Source organism: Mycobacterium sp. P2_H7, from assembly GCF_056403275.1.
This window is the reverse complement of the sequence record NZ_JBFUFU010000005.1, coordinates 255,471-276,020: the sequence shown is the minus strand read 5'-3', so window position 1 is coordinate 276,020 and position 20,550 is coordinate 255,471. Positions and strand designations below refer to the sequence as shown.

General features: G+C 67.3%; 21 protein-coding genes. 17 read left to right on the top strand and 4 right to left on the bottom strand.

Going from position 1 to position 20,550, the window contains the following annotated elements; translation table 11 throughout:
• Positions 1 to 28: 28 nt before the first annotated feature.
• The 14 genes from AC1DY7_RS07195 to nuoN are packed head-to-tail and all read left to right on the top strand — an operon-like array spanning position 29 to position 15,016.
• Positions 29 to 403: an NADH-quinone oxidoreductase subunit A gene (locus tag AC1DY7_RS07195; protein WP_477492965.1), complete on the top strand. Its 375-nt coding sequence runs from the start codon at positions 29 to 31 to the stop codon at positions 401 to 403.
• Positions 394 to 948 carry a NuoB/complex I 20 kDa subunit family protein gene (locus AC1DY7_RS07190; RefSeq protein ID WP_477492964.1) on the top strand — a complete coding sequence of 185 codons (555 nt, stop codon included), beginning with the start codon at positions 394 to 396 and terminating at the stop codon, positions 946 to 948. The genes AC1DY7_RS07195 and AC1DY7_RS07190 overlap by 10 nt, the downstream gene beginning before the upstream one ends.
• On the top strand, positions 945 to 1,616 hold the full coding sequence (locus AC1DY7_RS07185; protein WP_477492963.1) for an NADH-quinone oxidoreductase subunit C: 672 nt from the start codon (positions 945 to 947) through the stop codon (positions 1,614 to 1,616). Before AC1DY7_RS07190 ends, AC1DY7_RS07185 begins: the two co-directional genes overlap by 4 nt.
• Positions 1,616 to 2,917 carry an NADH dehydrogenase (quinone) subunit D gene (gene nuoD / locus AC1DY7_RS07180; protein WP_477492962.1) on the top strand — a complete coding sequence of 434 codons (1,302 nt, stop codon included), beginning with the start codon at positions 1,616 to 1,618 and terminating at the stop codon, positions 2,915 to 2,917. Before AC1DY7_RS07185 ends, nuoD begins: the two co-directional genes overlap by 1 nt.
• Positions 2,914 to 3,615: an NADH-quinone oxidoreductase subunit NuoE gene (gene nuoE / locus AC1DY7_RS07175; protein WP_477492961.1), complete on the top strand. Its 702-nt coding sequence runs from the start codon at positions 2,914 to 2,916 to the stop codon at positions 3,613 to 3,615. The genes nuoD and nuoE overlap by 4 nt, the downstream gene beginning before the upstream one ends.
• Positions 3,612 to 4,916 carry an NADH-quinone oxidoreductase subunit NuoF gene (gene nuoF, locus AC1DY7_RS07170; protein WP_477492960.1) on the top strand — a complete coding sequence of 435 codons (1,305 nt, stop codon included), beginning with the start codon at positions 3,612 to 3,614 and terminating at the stop codon, positions 4,914 to 4,916. Before nuoE ends, nuoF begins: the two co-directional genes overlap by 4 nt.
• Positions 4,913 to 7,282, top strand: coding sequence for an NADH-quinone oxidoreductase subunit G (locus tag AC1DY7_RS07165; RefSeq protein WP_477492959.1), 2,370 nt, complete (start codon positions 4,913 to 4,915; stop codon positions 7,280 to 7,282). Before nuoF ends, AC1DY7_RS07165 begins: the two co-directional genes overlap by 4 nt.
• On the top strand, positions 7,279 to 8,496 hold the full coding sequence (nuoH, locus tag AC1DY7_RS07160) for an NADH-quinone oxidoreductase subunit NuoH (protein ID WP_477492958.1): 1,218 nt from the start codon (positions 7,279 to 7,281) through the stop codon (positions 8,494 to 8,496). The genes AC1DY7_RS07165 and nuoH overlap by 4 nt, the downstream gene beginning before the upstream one ends.
• Positions 8,399 to 9,037, top strand: a complete 639-nt coding sequence (gene nuoI, locus AC1DY7_RS07155; RefSeq protein ID WP_477492957.1) for an NADH-quinone oxidoreductase subunit NuoI — start codon at positions 8,399 to 8,401, stop codon at positions 9,035 to 9,037. The genes nuoH and nuoI overlap by 98 nt, the downstream gene beginning before the upstream one ends.
• Entirely contained in the window at positions 9,034 to 9,735 is a 702-nt protein-coding gene (locus AC1DY7_RS07150; protein WP_477492956.1) for an NADH-quinone oxidoreductase subunit J, read from the top strand. Before nuoI ends, AC1DY7_RS07150 begins: the two co-directional genes overlap by 4 nt.
• Positions 9,735 to 10,034, top strand: a complete 300-nt coding sequence (nuoK, locus tag AC1DY7_RS07145; RefSeq protein WP_477492955.1) for an NADH-quinone oxidoreductase subunit NuoK — start codon at positions 9,735 to 9,737, stop codon at positions 10,032 to 10,034. Before AC1DY7_RS07150 ends, nuoK begins: the two co-directional genes overlap by 1 nt.
• A 4-nt stretch (positions 10,035 to 10,038) precedes the next feature.
• Positions 10,039 to 11,913, top strand: coding sequence for an NADH-quinone oxidoreductase subunit L (nuoL, locus tag AC1DY7_RS07140; protein ID WP_477492954.1), 1,875 nt, complete (start codon positions 10,039 to 10,041; stop codon positions 11,911 to 11,913).
• The gene (locus AC1DY7_RS07135) at positions 11,910 to 13,457 is read left to right on the top strand and encodes an NADH-quinone oxidoreductase subunit M (RefSeq protein WP_477492953.1); all 1,548 of its coding nucleotides are present in this window, start codon (positions 11,910 to 11,912) and stop codon (positions 13,455 to 13,457) included. Before nuoL ends, AC1DY7_RS07135 begins: the two co-directional genes overlap by 4 nt.
• Positions 13,454 to 15,016 carry an NADH-quinone oxidoreductase subunit NuoN gene (nuoN, locus tag AC1DY7_RS07130; RefSeq protein WP_477492952.1) on the top strand — a complete coding sequence of 521 codons (1,563 nt, stop codon included), beginning with the start codon at positions 13,454 to 13,456 and terminating at the stop codon, positions 15,014 to 15,016. The genes AC1DY7_RS07135 and nuoN overlap by 4 nt, the downstream gene beginning before the upstream one ends.
• Here the strand turns inward: nuoN and AC1DY7_RS07125 are convergent.
• Positions 15,006 to 15,896 carry an alpha/beta hydrolase gene (locus tag AC1DY7_RS07125; protein ID WP_477492951.1) on the bottom strand — a complete coding sequence of 297 codons (891 nt, stop codon included), beginning with the start codon at positions 15,894 to 15,896 and terminating at the stop codon, positions 15,006 to 15,008. The genes nuoN and AC1DY7_RS07125 overlap by 11 nt on opposite strands.
• A gap of 29 nt (positions 15,897 to 15,925) precedes the next feature.
• Here AC1DY7_RS07125 and AC1DY7_RS07120 point away from each other — a divergent pair, with 29 nt between their 5' ends.
• On the top strand, positions 15,926 to 16,702 hold the full coding sequence (locus tag AC1DY7_RS07120) for an enoyl-CoA hydratase (RefSeq protein ID WP_477492950.1): 777 nt from the start codon (positions 15,926 to 15,928) through the stop codon (positions 16,700 to 16,702).
• A gap of 9 nt (positions 16,703 to 16,711) precedes the next feature.
• Here AC1DY7_RS07120 and AC1DY7_RS07115 read toward each other — a convergent pair whose 3' ends face one another.
• Positions 16,712 to 17,308 carry a TetR/AcrR family transcriptional regulator gene (locus tag AC1DY7_RS07115; protein WP_477492949.1) on the bottom strand — a complete coding sequence of 199 codons (597 nt, stop codon included), beginning with the start codon at positions 17,306 to 17,308 and terminating at the stop codon, positions 16,712 to 16,714.
• 42 nt (positions 17,309 to 17,350) lie between these two features.
• Between AC1DY7_RS07115 and AC1DY7_RS07110 the strand changes: the two genes are divergently transcribed.
• Positions 17,351 to 18,475: a phosphotransferase family protein gene (locus AC1DY7_RS07110; RefSeq protein WP_477492948.1), complete on the top strand. Its 1,125-nt coding sequence runs from the start codon at positions 17,351 to 17,353 to the stop codon at positions 18,473 to 18,475.
• The gene (locus tag AC1DY7_RS07105) at positions 18,475 to 19,590 is read left to right on the top strand and encodes an Rv3169 family protein (protein ID WP_477492947.1); all 1,116 of its coding nucleotides are present in this window, start codon (positions 18,475 to 18,477) and stop codon (positions 19,588 to 19,590) included. Before AC1DY7_RS07110 ends, AC1DY7_RS07105 begins: the two co-directional genes overlap by 1 nt.
• 113 nt (positions 19,591 to 19,703) lie before the next feature.
• Here AC1DY7_RS07105 and AC1DY7_RS07100 read toward each other — a convergent pair whose 3' ends face one another.
• Both AC1DY7_RS07100 and mug read right to left on the bottom strand, forming a co-directional pair.
• Positions 19,704 to 20,057: a DUF4345 domain-containing protein gene (locus AC1DY7_RS07100; protein ID WP_477492946.1), complete on the bottom strand. Its 354-nt coding sequence runs from the start codon at positions 20,055 to 20,057 to the stop codon at positions 19,704 to 19,706.
• 1 nt (position 20,058) lies between these two features.
• The gene (gene mug, locus AC1DY7_RS07095; protein ID WP_477493228.1) at positions 20,059 to 20,544 is read right to left on the bottom strand and encodes a G/U mismatch-specific DNA glycosylase; all 486 of its coding nucleotides are present in this window, start codon (positions 20,542 to 20,544) and stop codon (positions 20,059 to 20,061) included.
• Between the last annotated feature and the right edge of the window lie 6 nt (positions 20,545 to 20,550).

Below are 20,550 nucleotides of genomic sequence, written 5' to 3'. Positions count from 1 at the left end.
CTCACATCGAAAGCCCAACGAGGGAGCTATGAACATCTACCTACCCATCCTCGTTCTCGGGGGTATCGCGGCAGCGTTCGCGGTCGGCTCGGTCGGCATCGCCGTGCTGATCGGACCGCGCCGGTACAACCGAGCCAAACTCGAGGCCTACGAGTGCGGCATCGAACCACTGCTGCCCGCGGAGGACGCCAAGCTGGCGACGGGCCAAAGATTTCCGATCAAGTACTACCTGACGGCGATGTTGTTCATCGTCTTCGACATCGAGATCGTCTTCCTCTACCCGTGGGCGGTGTCGTTCGACTCGCTCGGGATGTTCGCGCTGGTGGAGATGATCCTGTTCATGCTCACAGTGTTCGTTGCCTACGCCTACGTGTGGCGACGGGGAGGTCTGTCATGGGATTAGAAGAACAACTGCCAGGCGGCATCCTGCTCTCGACGGTGGAGAAGGTGGCCGGCTACGTCCGCAAAGGATCGTTGTGGCCGGCGACATTCGGGCTGGCGTGCTGCGCCATCGAGATGATGGCCACCGCCGGCCCGCGGTTCGACATCGCTCGGTTCGGCATGGAGCGGTTCTCGGCCACGCCGCGCCAGGCCGATCTGATGATCGTGGCCGGCCGGGTCAGCCAGAAGATGGCCCCGGTACTGCGCCAGGTCTACGACCAGATGGCCGAGCCCAAATGGGTACTGGCCATGGGGGTGTGCGCCTCCTCGGGCGGGATGTTCAACAACTACGCGGTGGTGCAGGGCGTCGACCACATCGTGCCGGTGGACATCTACCTCCCGGGCTGTCCCCCGCGTCCCGAGATGTTGCTCAACGCAATCCTCAAGCTGCACGCCAAGATTGCCGAGATGCCGCTCGGGGTGAACCGGGCCGAGGCCATCGCCGCCGCCGAAGAGGCCGCGCTGGCGTCGCGGCCGACGATCGAGCTGACGGGGCTGCTGCGATGACCGACAAGCCTGATGTGGAGGTCATCGGTGAGCGCCGCGGCATGTTCGGCGTGCACGGCACCGGCGACACCTCCGGATACGGCCGCCTGGTCCGCGAAGTCGCCCTGCCCGGCAGTTCCCCGCGGCCCTACGGCGGATACTTCGACGAGGTGGTCGACCGACTTTCCGAAGCGCTGGGCCCCGACGTGTTCGAGGCGGCCATGGAACGCGTCGTGGTGTTCCGCGACGAGCTGACCCTGGAGGTGCGCCGCGCTCACCTGATGGCAGTGGCACAGACTCTGCGCGACGACCCGGCCCTGCGATTCGAGTTGTGCCTCGGGGTATCTGGGGTGCACTACCCCGATGAGCCCGATCGGGAACTACACGCGGTCTATCCGCTGATGTCGATCACCCACAACCGCCGGATCCGCGTCGAGGTCGCCATACCGGACGCCGATCCTCATGTGCCGTCGCTCTTTTCGGTGTACCCGACCACCGACTGGCACGAGCGCGAGACCTACGACTTCTTCGGCATCATCTTCGACGGCCATCCCGCACTGGCCCGGATCGAGATGCCCGACGACTGGGTGGGACATCCGCAGCGCAAGGACTACCCGCTGGGCGGAATCCCGGTGGAGTACCACGGCGCCGAGATCCCGCCGCCCGATCAGCGGAGGTCGTACAACTGATGACACTGCAGAGCGAACCGCCCGTCGTCGTGGTCGGCGGACAGGACTGGGACGCCGTCGTCGCGGCCGCCCGGGAGCACGCCGGGGAACGCATCGTCGTCAACATGGGTCCGCAGCACCCGTCGACGCACGGGGTGCTGCGGCTGATCCTGGAGATCGAGGGCGAGACCATCACCGAGGCCCGGTGCGGAATCGGTTATCTGCACACCGGTATCGAGAAGAACCTCGAATACCGCACCTGGACTCAAGGCGTCACCTTCGTGACCCGGATGGACTACCTGTCCCCGTTCTTCAACGAAACCGCCTACTGCCTCGGCGTGGAAAAACTGCTCGACGTCACCGACGACATCCCGGAGCGCGCCAGCGTCATCCGGGTGTTGCTGATGGAACTCAACCGCATCTCCAGTCATCTGGTGGCGCTGGCCACCGGCGGCATGGAACTTGGCGCCATGTCGGCGATGTTCTTCGGATTCCGCGGACGGGAATCGATTCTGTCCATGTTCGAGACCATCACCGGTCTGCGGATGAACAACGCCTACATCCGGCCCGGCGGCTTGGCGTCAGACCTGCCCGATGAGGCCATGCCGCAGCTGCGTGAACTGGTGAAGGCGCTGCCGGGACAGCTCCGCGACATGGAGAAACTGCTGCGCGACAACTACATCTGGAAAGCCCGCACCGAGGGTATCGGCTACCTCGACCTCACGGGATGTATGGCCCTGGGGATCACCGGGCCGGTGCTGCGATCCACCGGACTGCCCCACGATCTGCGCAAGGCGCAGCCCTACTGCGGCTACGAGACCTATGAATTCGACGTCTGCACGGCCGACGGCTGTGATGCGTTCGGCCGCTATCTGATCCGGGTCGACGAGATGAAGGAATCGCTCAGGATCGTCGAGCAGTGCATCGATCGGCTCAAGCCGGGACCGGTGATGCTGACCGACAAGAAACTGGCCTGGCCGGCCGACCTGAAGATCGGTCCCGACGGGCTGGGCAACTCGCCCGACCACATCGCCAAGATCATGGGCACCTCGATGGAAGCGCTGATCCACCACTTCAAATTGGTCACCGAGGGCATCCGGGTACCTGCGGGGCAGGTGTACGTGGCGGTCGAATCACCGCGTGGGGAACTCGGTGTCCACATCGTCAGCGATGGCGGCACCCGGCCGTATCGGGTGCATTACCGCGACCCGTCGTTCACGAATCTGCAAGCGGTGGCGGCGATGTGCGAAGGCGGCATGGTGGCCGACGCGATCTCTGCGGTGGCGTCGTTGGATCCGGTCATGGGAGGCGTGGACAGGTGACGGCGATCGAGCTCCGGTTGGGGCAGCGGCCCGACGAGGCCGGGCCCCCGATATCTGCTGGACCGCAATCCTACTCGCCCGAGGTGACGGCAGAGCTGACCTCCGACGCCGAGCAGATCATCGCCCGCTACCCGCAATCCCGCTCGGCGCTGCTGCCACTGCTGCACCTGGTTCAGGCGCAGGACGGCTATCTGACGCCGGCCGGCGTCCGGTTCTGCGCGGCTCAACTGGATCTGAGCCCCGCCGAGGTGACCGCCGTGGCTACCTTCTATTCGATGTACCGGCGCACCCCCACCGGCGACTATCTGGTCGGCGTGTGCACCAACACGCTGTGTGCCATCATGGGCGGCGACGCGCTGCTGGAGATCCTGCAAGAGCACCTCGGTGTGCACGCCGGCGAGACGACGCCCGACGGCTCCGTCACCTTGGAACACATCGAATGCAATGCCGCCTGCGACTTCGCGCCGGTGGTCATGGTGAACTGGGAGTTCTTCGACAACCAAACCCCCTCCTCGGTAAGAGAACTCGTCGATGATCTGCGCGCCGGGCAACCGGTACAGCCCAGCCGCGGCGCCACGCTGTGCACGTTCCGGCACACCGCCCGGATCCTGGCCGGTGTGGAAAGCGGTTCGCCTGATCTTTCCCCGCCGGGCCCGGCGACGTTGGCCGGGCTGCGGGTCGCCAGGGGTGAGCAATGACCGAACTTGCACCGGTGCTCAGCAGTTACTGGGACGCACCGCACTCCTGGACGCTGTCCACGTATCTGCACCACGACGGCTATCAGGCGCTGGATGCGGCCCTGGACATGGATCCCGATGCCGTCATCGCACTGGTGAAGGATTCCGGGTTGCGCGGGCGCGGTGGTGCGGGCTTCCCGACCGGCCAGAAATGGTCGTTCATCAACCAGTCGGACCCGAAACCGCACTATCTGGTGATCAACGCCGACGAGTCCGAACCCGGTACGTGCAAGGACATTCCGCTGATGATGGCCACCCCGCACGTGCTGGTCGAGGGAGCGATCATCGCCTCCTATGCCATCAGGGCCCGGCACGCCTTCATCTATGTGCGCGGTGAGGTGGTACCGGTACTGCGCCGGCTGCGTGCGGCCGTGGCCGAGGCGTACGAGGCCGGCTATCTGGGCCGCGACATCCTGGGCTCCGGTTTCGATCTGGACCTGGTGGTGCACGCCGGCGCCGGTGCCTACATCTGCGGTGAGGAGACCGCGTTGCTGGACTCCCTGGAGGGCCGTCGCGGCCAGCCCCGGCTGCGGCCGCCGTTCCCCGCGGTGGCCGGGCTGTACGCCTGCCCAACGGTGGTCAACAACGTCGAATCCATTGCCAGCGTGCCGCCGATCGTGCGCCGCGGGGTGGACTGGTTCAAGTCGATGGGCTCGGAGAAATCGCCCGGGTTCACGCTGTACTCACTGTCCGGCCACGTCACCCGCCCCGGGCAATACGAGGCGCCGCTGGGCATCACGCTGCGCGAACTGCTCGACTACGCGGGCGGGGTCCGGGCCGGTCATCAGCTGAAGTTCTGGACCCCGGGCGGGTCCTCGACGCCGATGCTGACGCCCGAACACCTCGACGTGCCACTGGATTACGAAGGCGTGGGCGGCGCCGGGTCGATGCTGGGAACCAAGGCCCTGCAGATCTTCGACGAGACCACCTGCGTGGTGCGGGCGGTGCGGCGCTGGACCCAGTTCTACGCCCACGAATCCTGCGGTAAATGCACGCCGTGTCGCGAGGGCACCTACTGGCTGGCGCAGATCTTCGAACGGCTGGAGACCGGCACCGGCGAGCAGGGCGACATCGAGAAGCTGCTCGACATCTCCGATGCGATCCTCGGTAAGTCGTTCTGCGCTCTCGGTGACGGCGCGGCGAGCCCCATCATCTCGTCGATCAAGTATTTCCGCGACGAGTACGAGGCGCACCTGGGCGTCGGCTGCCCGTTCGATCCGCAGGCGTCCACGGTGTTCGCGACGGAGGGGGCGCAGGCATGACATTGGCTGAATCGCCACGGCCTCGTGGGGACACCACGCCCGTCGAGATGGTGACGTTGACCATCGACGAGCACGAGATCAGTGTTCCCAAGGGCACGTTGGTGATCCGCGCGGCCGAGCTGATGGGCATCCAGATCCCGCGGTTCTGCGACCACCCGCTGCTGGATCCGGTGGGCGCCTGCCGGCAATGCCTGGTCGAGGTCGAAGGCCAACGCAAGCCGCTGGCATCGTGCACCACCACCTGCACCCCCGACATGGTGGTGCGCACGCAACTGACCTCCCCCACCGCCGACAAGGCCCAGCACGGGGTGATGGAACTGCTGCTGATCAACCATCCGCTGGACTGCCCCGTCTGCGACAAAGGTGGCGAATGCCCGCTGCAGAACCAGGCAATGTCCAACGGCCGCAGCGAGACACGGTTCACCGATGTCAAACGCACCTACCCCAAGCCGATCAACCTGTCCGCGCAGGTACTGCTGGACCGCGAACGCTGCGTGCTGTGCGCCCGCTGCACGCGGTTCTCCGAACAGATCGCCGGTGACCCGTTCATCGAGTTGCTGGAGCGCGGTGCGCTGCAACAGGTGGGCATCGCGGACGAGACCCCGTTCGACTCATATTTCTCCGGCAACACCGTGCAGATCTGCCCGGTCGGCGCGCTGACCGGCACCGCCTACCGGTTCCGGGCCCGGCCGTTCGACCTGGTCTCCTCGCCGAGCGCCTGTGAACACTGCGCCTCCGGTTGCGCTCAGCGCACCGACCACCGGCGCGGGAAGGTGTTGCGCCGCTTGGCCGGTGACGATCCCGAGGTCAACGAGGAATGGAACTGCGACAAGGGCAGGTGGGCGTTCGCCTACGCCACCCAGGGCGACCGGATCACCACCCCGTTACTGCGCGATCCCGACGGCTCCCAACGGCCGGCCTCGTGGTCGGAGGCGGTCGCGGTGGCCCTGCGCGGGCTGACCTCCGGCAAGGCCGGGGTGCTGACCGGGGGGCGACTCACCCTCGAAGACGCGTACGGCTACGCGAAGTTCGCGCGAATCATGCTCGCCACCAACGACATCGACTTCCGAGCCCGGGCGGGCTCGGATGAGGAGCTGCAGTTCCTGGCCCACGCAGTGGCCGGCCGACCGTTCGCGGTGACCTACGCCGACCTGGAAGCCGCCCCCGCCGTCGTCCTCGCCGGGCTGGAACCCGAAGAGGAATCCCCCATCGTGTTCCTGCGCCTGCGCAAGGCATTCCGCAAGCGCGGGCTGCCGGTGCTCGCCATAGCTCCGTTCGCCACCCGGGGCCTGACGAAGATGGGCGGCCGGCTCGTCGGCGCGGCGCCCGGCGGTGAGGCGGCGGCACTGGACGGGCTGCGCGACGACCTGCCCGCCGGCAGCATCATCCTGGTCGGTGAGCGACTGGCGTGCGCACCCGGTGCCTGCTCGGCGGCCGTCCGGCTGGCGGAGACGACGGGCGCCCGGATCGGCTGGGTGCCGCGGCGTGCCGGTGATCGTGGGGCGCTGGAAGCCGGTGCGGCACCGAACCTGTTGCCCGGCGGCCGGCTGATCGCAGATCCGGTCGCGCGCGCGGAAGTCGCCGCCGGGTGGAATGTCGATCGGCTGCCGGACCGACCCGGCCGCGACACCGCGGGCATCCTGGCCGCGGCGGCCGGCGGCGAGTTGGCCGCCCTGCTGATCGGCGGGGTGGACCTCGACGATCTGCCCGACCCCGCGACCGCACTCGCCGCCGTCGAGGCAACCGGATTCGTGGTCAGCCTCGAATTGCGGCACAGCGCGATCACCGAACGCGCCGACGTGGTGTTCCCCGTCGCACCGGTGACCGAGAAGAGCGGCGCCTTCGTCAACTGGGAGGGCCGCCCGCGCGCCTTCGACGGCGCCCTGCCGCCCTCGGCGACCTCCGACATGCGGGTGTTGGCCGCCCTGGCCGACGAGGTGGGCGTCGACCTGGGCCTCACCGACGCCACCCGGGTGCGCGCCGACATCGCCCGCCTCGGCGTGTGGCAGGGCGCTCCCGCACCCGCACCGGACGTCGCTGCCGAACAGGTCCAGCCGGGGCCGGGTGAGGCCGTGCTCGCCTCCTGGCGGATGTTGCTGGACGCCGGCCGGCTGCAGGACGGGGAACCGTACCTGGCCGGCACCGCCCGTCCCGTCGTGGCCCGGTTGTCCGCGGGCACCGCGGCCGACATCGGTTGCACCGACGGAATTCGGGTCAGCACCGACCGCGGGTCGGTCACCCTCGCACTGGAGATCACCGACATGCCGGACCGGGTGGTGTGGCTGCCGCTGAACTCGGCCGGTTCGGCGGTGCACGCCGGCCTCGGCGCGCAGATCGGCGACGTCGTGCGGATCGAGGCGCCATGACCTACCCCGATCTGACGTCGTTCGGCCACGACCCGTGGTGGCTGATGCTGGCGAAAGCCCTGGGCATCTTCGTCTTCCTGCTGCTCACCGTGCTGGTGGCCATCCTGGTCGAACGAAAAGTGCTGGGCCGCATGCAGATGCGTTTCGGACCCAACCGGGTCGGCCCGTTCGGCCTGCTACAGAGCCTCGCCGACGGCGTCAAACTCGCCCTCAAAGAGGGACTCATCCCGGCCGGCGTCGACAAACCGATCTACCTGCTGGCACCCGTCCTCGCGGTGATCCCGGCGATCATGGCGTTCGCCGTCATCCCGATGGGCGGCAACGTGTCGGTGGTCGGGCACACCACGCCGCTGCAACTGACCGACATGCCCGTGGCGGTGCTCTACGTGCTGGCGGTCACCTCCATCGGGGTGTACGGAATCGTGTTGGCCGGCTGGGCCTCCGGCTCGACGTACCCGCTGCTGGGTGGGCTGCGCTCCAGCGCGCAGGTGATCTCCTACGAGATCGCGATGGCGCTGTCGTTCGCGGCGGTGTTCCTCTACGCGGGCACCATGTCGACCTCCGGCATCGTCGCCGCCCAGCACGACACCTGGTATGTGTTCCTGCTGCTGCCGTCCTTCGTGGTGTACGTGACCTCGATGGTCGGCGAGACCAACCGGGCACCGTTCGACCTGCCCGAAGCCGAAGGTGAACTGGTGGGCGGCTTCCACACCGAGTACTCGTCGCTGAAGTTCGCGATGTTCATGCTCGCCGAATACGTCAACATGACCACGGTGTCGGCGCTGGCCACCACGATGTTCCTCGGCGGCTGGCACGCCCCGTTCCCGTTCAACCTGATCGACGGCGCGAATTCCGGTTGGTGGCCGCTGCTGTGGTTCGTCGCGAAGGTGTGGACGTTCCTGTTCCTCTTCATCTGGCTGCGCGCCACCCTTCCCAGGCTGCGCTATGACCAGTTCATGGCCCTGGGCTGGAAAATCCTGATCCCGCTGTCGCTGGGCTGGATCGTCGTCGTCGCCGTCACCCACGAACTGCGGGCGCAGGGCTCCCCCTCATGGATGACCGCACTGGTCAGCATCGGGGTCATCGCGGCCGCCGTCCTGCTCTTGATGGTCTGGAATGCGGTGCGGCACAACACCGCAGTGCCGCCACCACCGCCTGACGCCGGGGCTTTCCCGGTGCCGCCGCTGCCCAACAAGGAGGCCGCAGATGTCTAAGGTCGGCGATGCACTCGCCGGGTTCGGTGTCACCTTCAAGACGATGTTCAAGAAGCCGATCACCGAGCAGTACCCGGAACAGCCCGGCCCCGTGGCCCCGCGCTATCACGGCCGTCACCAACTCAACCGGTACGCCGATGGGCTGGAGAAGTGCATCGGCTGCGAACTGTGCGCCTGGGCCTGCCCCGCCGACGCGATTTTCGTCGAAGGCGCGGACAACACCGAGGGGCAACGGTTCTCACCCGGCGAGCGGTACGGCCGGGTCTACCAGATCAACTATCTGCGGTGCATCGGCTGCGGGCTGTGTATCGAGGCCTGCCCCACCCGGGCGCTGACCATGACCAACGACTACGAGATGGCCGACGACAACCGCGCCGACCTGATCTACGGCAAGGACAAGCTGCTGGCACCGCTGACACCGGAGATGACCGCACCGCCGCACGAGATGGCTTCTGGCAGTAGCGATGAGGACTACTACCGCGGCCACATCACCACCGGTGGCCTGCGGGACCTCGGCATTCCGACGGTACCGGCCCGATGACCTCCACCGCGGAAGCCGTCACCTTCTGGATCGTGGGCACCCTGGCCGTCCTCGGCGCGATCGGGGTGGTGACGGGCACCAAAGCGGTGTACTCGGCGTTGTTCCTGGCGATCACGATGATCAACCTCGCGGTGCTCTACATCGCCCAGGATGCGCTGTTCCTCGGCATCGTCCAGGTGGTGGTCTACACCGGCGCGGTGATGATGCTCTTCCTGTTCGTCCTCATGCTGATCGGCGTCGACACCTCGGAGTCTCTGGTGGAAACGATTCGCGGCCAACGGGTTGCGGCCATCGTCGCCGCCGTCGGGTTCGGGGTACTGCTGATCGGCGGGATCGGCAACGTCTCGGTGAACGGCTTCACCGGGCTCGAGGCGGCCAACGCCGACGGGAACGTCGAGGGTCTGGCGGTGTTGATCTTCACCCGCTATGTCTGGGCCTTCGAACTGACCAGTGCGCTGCTGATCACCGCCACCCTGGGCGCGATGGTGCTGGCGCACCGGGAGCGGTTCGACCGCCGCAAGACCCAGCGCGAACTGGCGATCGAGCGATTCGGCCCGGGCGGCTATCCGACCACCCTGCCCAATCCCGGTGTGTACGCGCGGCACAACGCCGTCGACGTGCCCGCCCGGTTGCCCGACGGCACCGCGGCACGGACTTCGGTCAGCACGATCCTCATTCCGCGTGACGGGAGGAAATGATGAATCCCGCCAACTACCTCTACCTGTCGGCGCTGCTGTTCACCATCGGTGCGGCCGGGGTCCTGTTGCGCCGCAACGCCATCGTGATGTTCATGTGCGTCGAGCTGATGCTCAACGCGGCCAACCTGGCCTTTGTCACCTTCTCCCGGATGCACGGTCATCTCGACGGGCAGGTGGTCGCGTTCTTCACCATGGTGGTCGCCGCGTGCGAGGTGGTGGTGGGTCTGGCCATCATCATGACCATCTTCCGGGCGCGACGATCCGCGTCGGTGGACGCGGCCAGTCTGCTGAGGAACTGAATTGATGAGCCCGTGGCTGCTGATCGCGCTGCCCCTCGCCGGAGCCGTCATCCTGCTCCTCGGCGGCCGGGCCACCGACGCGTGGGGTCACCTGCTGGGTTGCGCAACGGCGCTGGCCTCTTTCGTGGTGGGCGCGGTGTTGTTCGCCGATCTGCTGGGCCGCGGCGCCGAGGACCGGGAGATCCATCAGACGCTGTTCTCCTGGGTACCGGTCGGCGCCCTGCACGTCGATTTCGGGCTGCAGGTGGACGCGCTCTCCATCTGCTTCGTGCTGCTGATCACCGGGGTCGGGTCGCTGATCCACCTCTACTCCATCGGCTACATGCGTGAGGACGCCGCTCGCCGACGGTTCTTTGCCTATCTCAACCTGTTCGTCGCGGCCATGCTTCTGCTGGTGCTCGCCGACAACTACCTCGGCCTGTACATGGGCTGGGAGGGCGTCGGCCTGGCGTCCTACCTGCTCATCGGGTTCTGGTCGCACAAACCGTCAGCGGCCACCGCGGCCAAGAAGGCGTTCATCGTCAACCGGGTCGGCGACATGGGACTGGCGCTGGCGCTGATGGTGATGTTCAGTACGGCCGGAACCGTCTCCTACGCCGGGCTTTTCGATGCGGCGCCGGGACTGTCCGAGGGCTCACTCAACGCGATCGGGTTGCTGTTGCTGCTCGCCGCCTGCGGCAAGTCCGCGCAGGTGCCGCTGCAGTCCTGGCTGGGTGACGCCATGGAAGGTCCGACACCGGTGTCGGCGCTCATCCACGCCGCCACCATGGTCACCGCCGGGGTGTATCTGATCGTGCGGTCCGGGCCGGTGTTCAATCTCGCCCCCGACGCGCAACTGGCCGTCACCGTGGTCGGCGCGGTCACCCTGCTGTTCGGCGCCGTCATCGGTTGTGCGAAGGACGACATCAAGAAAGCCCTTGCCGCGTCTACCATGTCGCAGATCGGCTACATGGTGCTGGCCGCCGGGCTGGGGCCGGCCGGCTACGCGGTGGCGATCATGCACCTGCTGACCCACGGCTTCTTCAAGGCCGGACTGTTCCTGGGCGCCGGGTCCGTGATGCACGGCATGAACGACGAAACCGATATGCGCCGCTACGGCGGTCTGCGCGCGTACATGCCGGTGACGTTCGTGACGTTCGGGCTGGGTTACCTGGCCATCATCGGGGTGCCGCCGTTCGCCGGCTTCTTCTCCAAGGACGCCATCATCGAGACCGCGTTCGCCGCCGGTGGTGCCCGCGGCTGGCTGCTGGGTGGGGCGGCGCTGCTGGGCGCCGGGATCACCGCGTTCTACATGACGCGGGTGATGCTGATGACGTTCTTCGGTGAAAAGCGTTGGGCTCCTGAGTCAAAGCCCCATGAGTCACCCGGCATCATGACCGCCCCGATGATCGTGCTGGCGATCGGCTCCGTCGGCGCCGGTGCGCTGCTGGCCATCGGTGGCACGCTGACGCATTGGCTCGAACCGGTCGTCGGCAGCCACGAAGCCCACGGCAGCGTGCCGGTTTGGGTGATGACGGTGGTGACCCTGTCGGTGGTGGCGATCGGGGTCGGCGTCGCGTACCGGATGTACGCGCTACGGCCCATCCCCGAAACCGCCCCCCAAGGTTCGGCACTGACGACCGCCGCGCGCGCCGACCTGTACGGCGACCGGTTCAACGAGAACACGTTCATGCGGCCGGGCCGGCAACTCACCGAAGGCCTGGTCGAAATCGACGACGACGCCGTCGACGGCGCCACCCGCGGCTTGGCCGCCCTGATCGGCGGCGCGTCGCAGCGGATGCGGTCCTGGCAGACCGGATTCGCCCGGTCCTACGCCCTGTCGATGCTCGGCGGGGCCGCCCTGGTGATCGGAGCGTTCCTGGTGGTGAGGGTCTGGTGAACGGCATCGGCTTGCTGAGTGCGTTGTGGGCCGTGCCGATGGTCGGTGCCGCGGTGGTGATCCTGTTGCCCGCCAAGCAGTTCGCCCGTTACCTGGCGCTGGCGGTGTCGCTGGCGGTGCTGGCCATCGCGATCGTGCTGGCCGTGCGATTCCAGCCCGGCGGTGAGCAGTTCCAGTTCGTCGAGAACCACGAGTGGATCCCGTCGTTCGGCACCGGCTACATCCTCGGGGTGGACGGGATCGCGCTGGCGCTGGTGGTGCTGACCGCGGTGCTGGTGCCGCTGCTGCTGATCGCGGGCTGGAATGACGGTTCGGATGATTCGCGGTTCGGTGCGCGTTCCACGCAGAGCTACCTCGCGCTGACGTTGGCCGTCCAGGGCATGGTGCTCATCTCCCTGGTGGCCCTGGACGTGTTGCTGTTCTACGTGTTCTTCGAGGCGATGCTCATCCCGATGTACTTCCTGATCGGCGGCTTCGGCGGCGCCAACAGGAGCGCGGCCGCGGTGAAGTTTTTGCTGTACAACCTGTTCGGCGGCCTCATCATGCTGGCCGCGGTGATCGGGCTGTACGTGGTGACCACCGATTCCCTCGGCGGGACGTTCGACTTCCGGGCCATCGTCGCGGCGGTCTCGGCAGGCGAACTCGGCGCCAGCCCGGCCGTGCTGAATGCGTTGTTCTTGGGGTTCATGTTCGCGTTCGCGGTGAAGGCCCCGCTGTGGCCGTTCCATCGCTGGCTGCCGGACGCTGCCGTGGAGTCCACCCCGACCACGGCGGTGCTGATGATGGCCGTCGTCGACAAGGTCGGCACGTTCGGGATGCTGCGGTACTGCCTGCAACTGTTCCCCGATGCGTCGATGACGTTCCGCCCGTTGATCATCACCCTGGCGGTGATCGGCATCGTCTACGGCGCCATCGTGGCCATCGGCCAGACCGATGTGATGCGCCTGATCGCCTACACCTCGATCTCGCACTTCGGGTTCATCATCCTGGGCATCTTCGTGATGACCAGTCAGGGCCAGTCCGGGTCCACGCTCTACATGGTCAACCACGGCATCTCGACCGCAGCCCTGTTCCTGATCGCCGGATTCCTGGTGTCGCGCCGCGGTTCTCGTCTCATCGCCGATTTCGGCGGCGTGCAGAAGGTAGCCCCGGTGCTCGCCGGCACCTTCCTGATCGCCGGCCTGGCCACCCTGTCACTGCCCGGGCTGGCCCCGTTCATCTCCGAATTCCTGGTCCTCATCGGCACGTTCACCCGGTACCCGGCGATCGCCGTGTTCGCGGTCAGCGCACTGGTGCTCTCGGCGATCTACATTCTGTGGGCCTATCAGCGGATGATGACGGGCCCGGTGAAGGACGGCAACGAACGGCTGCGTGACCTGGTGCCGCGGGAACTGATCGTGGTCACACCGCTGATCGCGCTGCTGCTCGTGCTGGGTGTCTACCCCAAGCCTGCGCTGGACGTCATCAACCCAGCCGTGGACCACACGCTGCGCACCATCAATCAGCAAGACCCCGTCCCCACTGCGGAAGGGCCCGTCAAATGACTATCCAGGCGCCCTCCATCGAATACTTCCAACTCTCACCGGTTCTCATCGTCCTCGGGGTCGCGGTGGCCGGCGTTCTGATAGAGGCGTTCCTGCCGCGCGGAGTCCGGTACGGCGCTCAGCTGGCGCTCGCGGTCGGTGGTCAGATCGCTGCGCTGGCGGCCGTGGTGCTGGTGGCGTTCGCGTTGCAGGGGACGGGCGCACCCGCCGCGGTCGGCGCCGTTGCCGTGGACCGGCCCGCACTGTTCCTGCAGGGCACCCTTCTTCTGATCGGCATCCTGGGTACCCTGCTGATCGCCGAGCGCCGGGTACCCGCCCCCGACGAAGCGGCCGGCCGGGGTCTGGATGGGTTCACCCCGCAGGCCGCCGCGGTCCCGGGCAGCGTCGCGGAGAAGATCGCCGCGAAAGCCGTTGTGGCGCAGACCGAGGTGTTCCCGCTGACCATGTTCGCCGTCGCGGGGATGATGCTGTTCCCGGCCGCCGATGATCTGCTGACGATGTTCGTCGCCCTCGAGGTGTTCTCGCTGCCGCTGTACCTGATGTGCGGGCTGGCCCGCAGGCGCCGGTTGCTGTCCCAGGAAGCCGCGCTGAAATACTTTCTGCTGGGCGCGTTCTCGTCGGCCTTCTTCCTGTACGGGATCGCGATGCTCTACGGGTTCTCCGGGGTCTTCAGCCTCAGCGGTATCGCGGCCGCGGTGACCACCGGCGGGGACACCTCGATGGCGGTGGTGGGCGTCGCACTGATTTCGGTCGGGGTGCTGTTCAAAGTCGGCGCCGTGCCGTTTCATTCGTGGATTCCCGACGTGTATCAGGGCGCCCCGACGCCGGTCACGGCGTTCATGGCTGCCGCCACGAAGATCGCGGCGTTCGGGGCCATGCTGCGCATCTTCTACGTGGCGCTACCCGGCCTGGCCGATGACTGGCGTCCGGTGCTGTGGGTGATCGCCATCCTCACCATGGCCGTCGGCACCCTCACCGCGGTGTCGCAGAGCGATGTCAAGCGAATGCTGGCGTATTCGTCGGTGGCCCACGCGGGTTTCATCCTCACCGGGGTGATCGCGCTCAATGGCGCCGGTCTGTCCGCGACGCTGTTCTACCTGTTCGCCTACGGTTTCAGCACGCTGGGCGCGTTCGCGTTGGCGGGTCTGGTACGCAACGCCGATGGCGACGAGGTGAGCTCGCTCGCGGAGTGGGCCGGGCTGGGCCGGCGTTATCCGCTGGTGGGCGTGGTGTTTTCGCTGTTTCTGCTGGCTTTTGCGGGTATCCCACTGACCAGTGGTTTCGTCAGCAAGTTCGCGGTGTTCAAGGCTGCGGCCGAGGGCGGCGCCGCGCCCCTGGTGATCGTCGGTGTGGTGGCCAGTGCCGTGGCGGCCTACTTCTACGTCCGGGTGATCGTGTTGATGTTCTTCACCGATCCACCCGAGAATCCGCCCACCGTCGTGGTGCCGAGCATCCTGAGCACCGCAACCGTGACCGTTACCGCCGCCGTCACCTTCGCCCTCGGCGCACTGCCGCAACCGCTGCTGGATCTGGTCAACGGCCTGCAGTTCACCGGCTGACGGCGTGGCCCACCTGCCGGGCGATCAACTCATACATGCCGCGGGTGACCTCGGTGGCATCACTCATGATGTTGTAGCCGTGATCGACGGCGGGCACCTCGACGTAGTCGGCGAGCGCGGCGACAGCATCCAGGCTCTTGGCGTACGCGGCGGCCTCGTCACGCAACCGGTCGTATTCGCACGCGATCACCAAAGCCGGTGCGATCCCGGCAATCTCGTCGGCATTGTCGCCCCACGCCGGTGAGGCCAGCGGGTCGCGGCGCCTCTTGTGGTCCGGAATATAGGCGGTGTCGAACACCTCGCCCATCCACGGTTTCATGACGGCCTTGCCGCCCCGCGGTGACCGTTTGCGATCCGTTGCCGTCACCAGATCCAAAGGTGCATAGTGCAGCACCTGCAGCGCGATCGGTGGACCGTTGTGCGTCAGCGCCATCCGCGCGACGGCCGCGGACAGATTGCCGCCCGCGCTCTGGCCGCCCACGCAGAGCCGCTCATCGGGCCAGTTACCGGCCGCCCACAGCACCACGTCGTACAGCTGCTCGACGGGCGTCGGGAATCGGTGGTCGGGGGCCAGCAGATAGTCGGTGTTGACCACGGTGACGCCGGCGCGGGCCGCCAGGTAGCGGCACCACGGGTCGTCCTGCTCGCGGTGCCCGACGACGAAGCCACCCCCGTGGATGTTGACGTACACCCCGGACGATGGGCCCTCGGGGTGGTAGACGGTCGCCGGCGTGTCACCGTGGCGGGTCGGAATGGTGATCTCCGTGGTCGCGGCGACCAATTCAGGGAAACGCACCCCGGGTTTCGGGCTGGGGTTGACGATCCGGGAGAAGACTCGGGCCAGGTTGTCGGCAAGGATGGGCGTCGATAACACGGACACGCCTTCGACCATACGCATAGGTTCGACCGATGACCCCCGCGGTGACCACCGTCCTGACCTCCGATCACGGCGCCGTGCGGCTGCTGACCCTGAACAGGCCGGAGGCCAGGAACGCGCTGAACCGGGAATTGATCCGCGCGTTGTACGCGGCGCTCACCGAAGCCGACGCCGACGAGGCGGTACGCGCGGTGGTGCTCACCGGGACCGATCCCGCGTTCTGCGCGGGTGTCGACCTCAAGGAAGCCGCACGGGATGGCCTGAAGTATTTCGAGGAGTTCCGGTCGCAGAGTTGCATCACCGCGGTGCGCGAGATGCGGACCCCGATCATCGGGGCGATCAACGGCGCCACGTTCACCGGCGGCCTGGAGATCGCGCTCGGCTGCGATTTCCTGGTGGCCTCGCAGCGTGCGGTGTTCGCCGACACCCATGCCCGGGTGGGGATCCTGCCGGGCGGCGGGATGACCGCGCGACTGCCTCAGGTGGTCGGTCTGGCGATGGCGCGCCGGCTCTCGATGACGGGCGAGGTGATCGATGCGGCGCGCGCCGAACGCATCGGGTTGGTGACCGAGGTGGTCGAGCCCTCGCAGTTACTGGGCCGCGCGCTGCAGTTGGCGGGCGAGATCGCCGAGGTGCCGGGTCCGATCATGCTGGGGCTCAAGCAGATCTACACCGAAGGTGCGGCAGCCATGATCGATCCCGCGCTGGATGCCGAAGCCCGGATCGCGTACGCGCAGCACCGCGATTTCGACAGTCTGGGCGACCAGTTCCGCGCGGTGTCCGAACGCAACAAGAGTCAGATCCACTAGCCGACGATGTCAGCGGACGACGCCATGCACCACGATCGCGGCGGTCTGGTCCACCCACTCGTCGTCGATCTCCCACCCGGGGACGAGCAGCATGCGCAGCAGGTTCGCCCCGCCGATCACCTCGATGAGGCGGTCCGGGTCGATGTCGGCATGCACCTCGCCTCGTTCGACGGCGTGCACCAGCCGGTCGCGGACGACCTCGAACAGTCCGGTGAATCGGCTCATCACCCGGTGACTCAGATCGGGATCGGCAGCCATGTCGGCGATCACCCCGGGTAGCGCGGCGCGGACCACCGGGCTGGTGAACACCGCGCCGGCCGCGGCGATCATGGCCCGGACATCGGTGGCGATGTCGCCCTCCGGCATGCCGAGTGCGGTCGGTGCGACGGGAAACGCTGCCTCGTGCACCAGTTCGGCTTTGCTCGACCAGCGGCGGTACAGCGCGGTCTTGGTGGTGCCGGCCCGCTCGGCGACGGCGGCCATCGTCAGATTCGAATAACCGATCTCCACAAGCAGATCCGCGGTGGCGCCGAGTATGGCAGCGTCGATACGAGGATCCCGGGGCCGCCCGGCCCCCTTGTCAACCGAGGGTGAGTCTGCTTTCATATCGCTACCAATAGTAGCGTAATTGGTATTGGAAGGAACATCGTGTCGAACGAACCGGCCGTCGAAGACGTCAGCCGCCTCCAGCACTCCAGTCGAGATGTCAGCACCGTGCCCGCCGCGATCGCGCAGTGGCTCGCGACGCAGCGGCCCGGCAATGGCACCCCCACCGTCACCGTCGAAAGCGGCGTGGACGCGAACGGGATGTCGTCGGAGACCATTCTGTTGACCGTCGATTGGGACGGCACCGAGCAGCGTCTGGTCGCCCGGGTGGCGCCCACCGATGCGGACGTTCCGGTGTTCTCCTCCTACCGGCTGGACCACCAGTTCGAACTCATGCGCCAGGTCGGCGAACTCACCGACGTGCCGGTCCCCCGCGTTCGCTGGATCGATACCACCGGTGACGTGCTGGGCACCCCGTTCTTCCTGATGGACCGCGTCGACGGCATCGTCCCGCCCGACGTCATGCCGTACACGTTCGGCGACAACTGGTTCGCCGACGCACCCGAGCACCGTCAGCGCGAACTGCAGGACTCCACCGTCGAGGTGCTGGCCAAACTGCACTCGATTCCCGATGCGGCGCAACGGTTTGCCTTCCTGTCCGAGTCCGACCCGGCCGGGGACACCCCACTACGCCGGCATTTCGGCTGGCTCAAGGACTGGTATGAGTTCTCGGTGCCCGACATCGGGCGCTCCGAACTGGTCGAGCGGGCACTGGGCTGGCTGGAGGACAACTTCCCGGCCGACGTCGCCGCGACGGCGCCGGTGCTGGCGTGGGGCGACTCGCGCATCGGGAACGTCCTGTACGAGGACTTCCGGCCCGCCGCGGTGCTGGACTGGGAGATGGCCACCGTCGGCCCCCGCGAACTCGATGTGTCGTGGATCATCTTCGCGCACATGGTGTTCCAGGAGTTGTCCGGCCTGGCCGGGCTGCCAGGCCTGCCCGAGGTGCTGCGCGAGCAAGATGTGCGCGCCACCTACGAGCGGCTGACCGGCACCACCCTGGGCGACCTGCGCTGGTTCTACATATATTCCGGGGTGATCTGGTGTTGCGTGTTCATGCGCACCACCGCCCGGCGGGTGCACTTCGGTGAGATGGACAAGCCCGAGGACGTGGAGTCCACCTTCTACCACGCCTCACTGCTGCGGCGACTTCTCGAGGAGGCGTAATGCTCGGCCCGATGGATGAATTCCCGGTACACCAGATCCCGAAACCCATTGCCTGGCCGGGATCTTCGGACCGCAACTTCTATGACCGGTCCTACTTCAACGCACACGACCGCACCGGCGACATCTTCCTCGTCACCGGCATCGGCTACTACCCCAATCTCGGGGTGAAGGACGCTTTCCTCCTGGTCCGGCGCGGGGACACCCAGACCGCGGTACACCTGTCGGATGCCATCGACCAGGATCGCCTCAACCAGCACGTGCTCGGCTACCGGGTCGACGTGCAGGATCCGCTGCGCACACTGCGAATCACCCTCGACGAGACCGACGGGATCGCCGCCGACCTCACCTGGAACGGTTTGTTCGACGTGGTGCAGGAACAGCCCCACATCATGCGCACCGGCAACCGCGTCACGCTGGATGCTCAGCGGTTCGCCCAACTCGGTTCGTGGAGCGGCTCTTTGGAGATCGACGGCGAGCGCATCACGGTGGATCCCGACGTGTGGATCGGCTCCCGGGACCGGTCCTGGGGCATCCGCCCGATCGGTGAAGCCGAGCCTGCCGGCCGGCCCGCCGATCCGCCGTTCGAGGGCATGTGGTGGCTCTACGTGCCGATGGCGTTCGACGACTTCTCCATTGTCGTGATCCTGCAGGAGGAGCCCAACGGATTCCGGTCCCTCAACGACTGCACCCGCATCTGGAAGGACGGACGCGTCGAGCAGCTCGGCTGGCCCCGGGTGAAGATCCACTACCGCTCCGGGACCCGCATCCCCACCGGGGCCACCATCGACGCCACCGCGCAGGACGGTTCACCGGTGCGGTTCGACGTGGAATCCAAACTGCCCGTGCCGATTCACGTCGGCGGCGGCTACGGCGGCGACTCCGACTGGACGCACGGAGTGTGGCGCGGCGAGAAGTTCACCGAGCGGCTGACCTATGACATGACCGACCCCGCGATCGTCGGGCGGTCCGGGTTCGGGGTCATCGATCACGTCGGCCGCGCGGTGTGCACCGAGGGTGACAACGCCCCCGCCGAAGGGTGGGGCCTGTTCGAGCACGGCGCACTCGGGCGCCACGACCCGTCCGGGTTCGCCGACTGGCTGACCGTCGCGCCCTAGGAAGACTCCGCTCTCGCTGCTCTGACGAGATTGCGTCCAGGGTCGTGCCTCCGGGCTGTTCGACGCCAATCAACAACCCTGGACGCAATCTCGTCGGAGCACGGGAAAAGCAGTCAGTAGGCAGACCAGAACAGCACCGCCGCGGCCGCCGCCTCGACCAGGCAGTAGAACCAGTTGGGGTAGAACGGCGTCCGCTCCCCGAATATCGACAGCAGCCGTCCCATCGCCATCCCTGCCAGCGCGGCGCCGACGGTGACGAGCACACCGGTGCGTACCTCCGGCACGCGTGACGCGTAAACCAGCACGGCGGCGACGGCCAGCCCGAAACCGCCGTACACGGCGCGCACCTCGGAGCGTGCGGTCGCGTTGCCCAGGGTGACGCCGAACGGGCGCAGCATGGCGGCCGGGGCGGCGAGGGCGTAGATCCCCATGCCGACGAAGAACACCGCGACGACGAGTTCGACCACGTCAACCCTCCTGCTTCAGCGCAGCGCGCAACTCACCGTAGGACTCGACCAGACCGTCGAGGGTGAAGTTCCGGTTCAGCCCGCTCGGATTGGGCAGCACCCACGCCTGCGCGCCCGCGACGGCGGCGGCGTCGGGCTGCCGTCCCCAGTCCAGATCGGGTCGGGACGCCATGGCCGCCAGCGCCCGCTTGCCGAGGAACGCCACCACCCGGGGTGCGTACCGCTGGATCTTGGCCTCGAACGCCGTTGCCGCCCGGCGGAATTCGTCGGCGGTGACATCGGATGCCCGCGGGGTCGGGCGGGTCACCACCGCGGTGATGCCGCAGCCGTACGTCAGCAGCCTGCGCTCCTCGTCGGGTCGCAGACGGACATCGGTGTACCCGGCCTGATGCAGCACGGCCCAGAATCGGTTGCTCGGGCTGGAGAAGTTGTGGCCGTCGGCTGCCGCGGTCGACGCGGGGTTGATGCCACAGAACACGACGTCCAGTCCGGT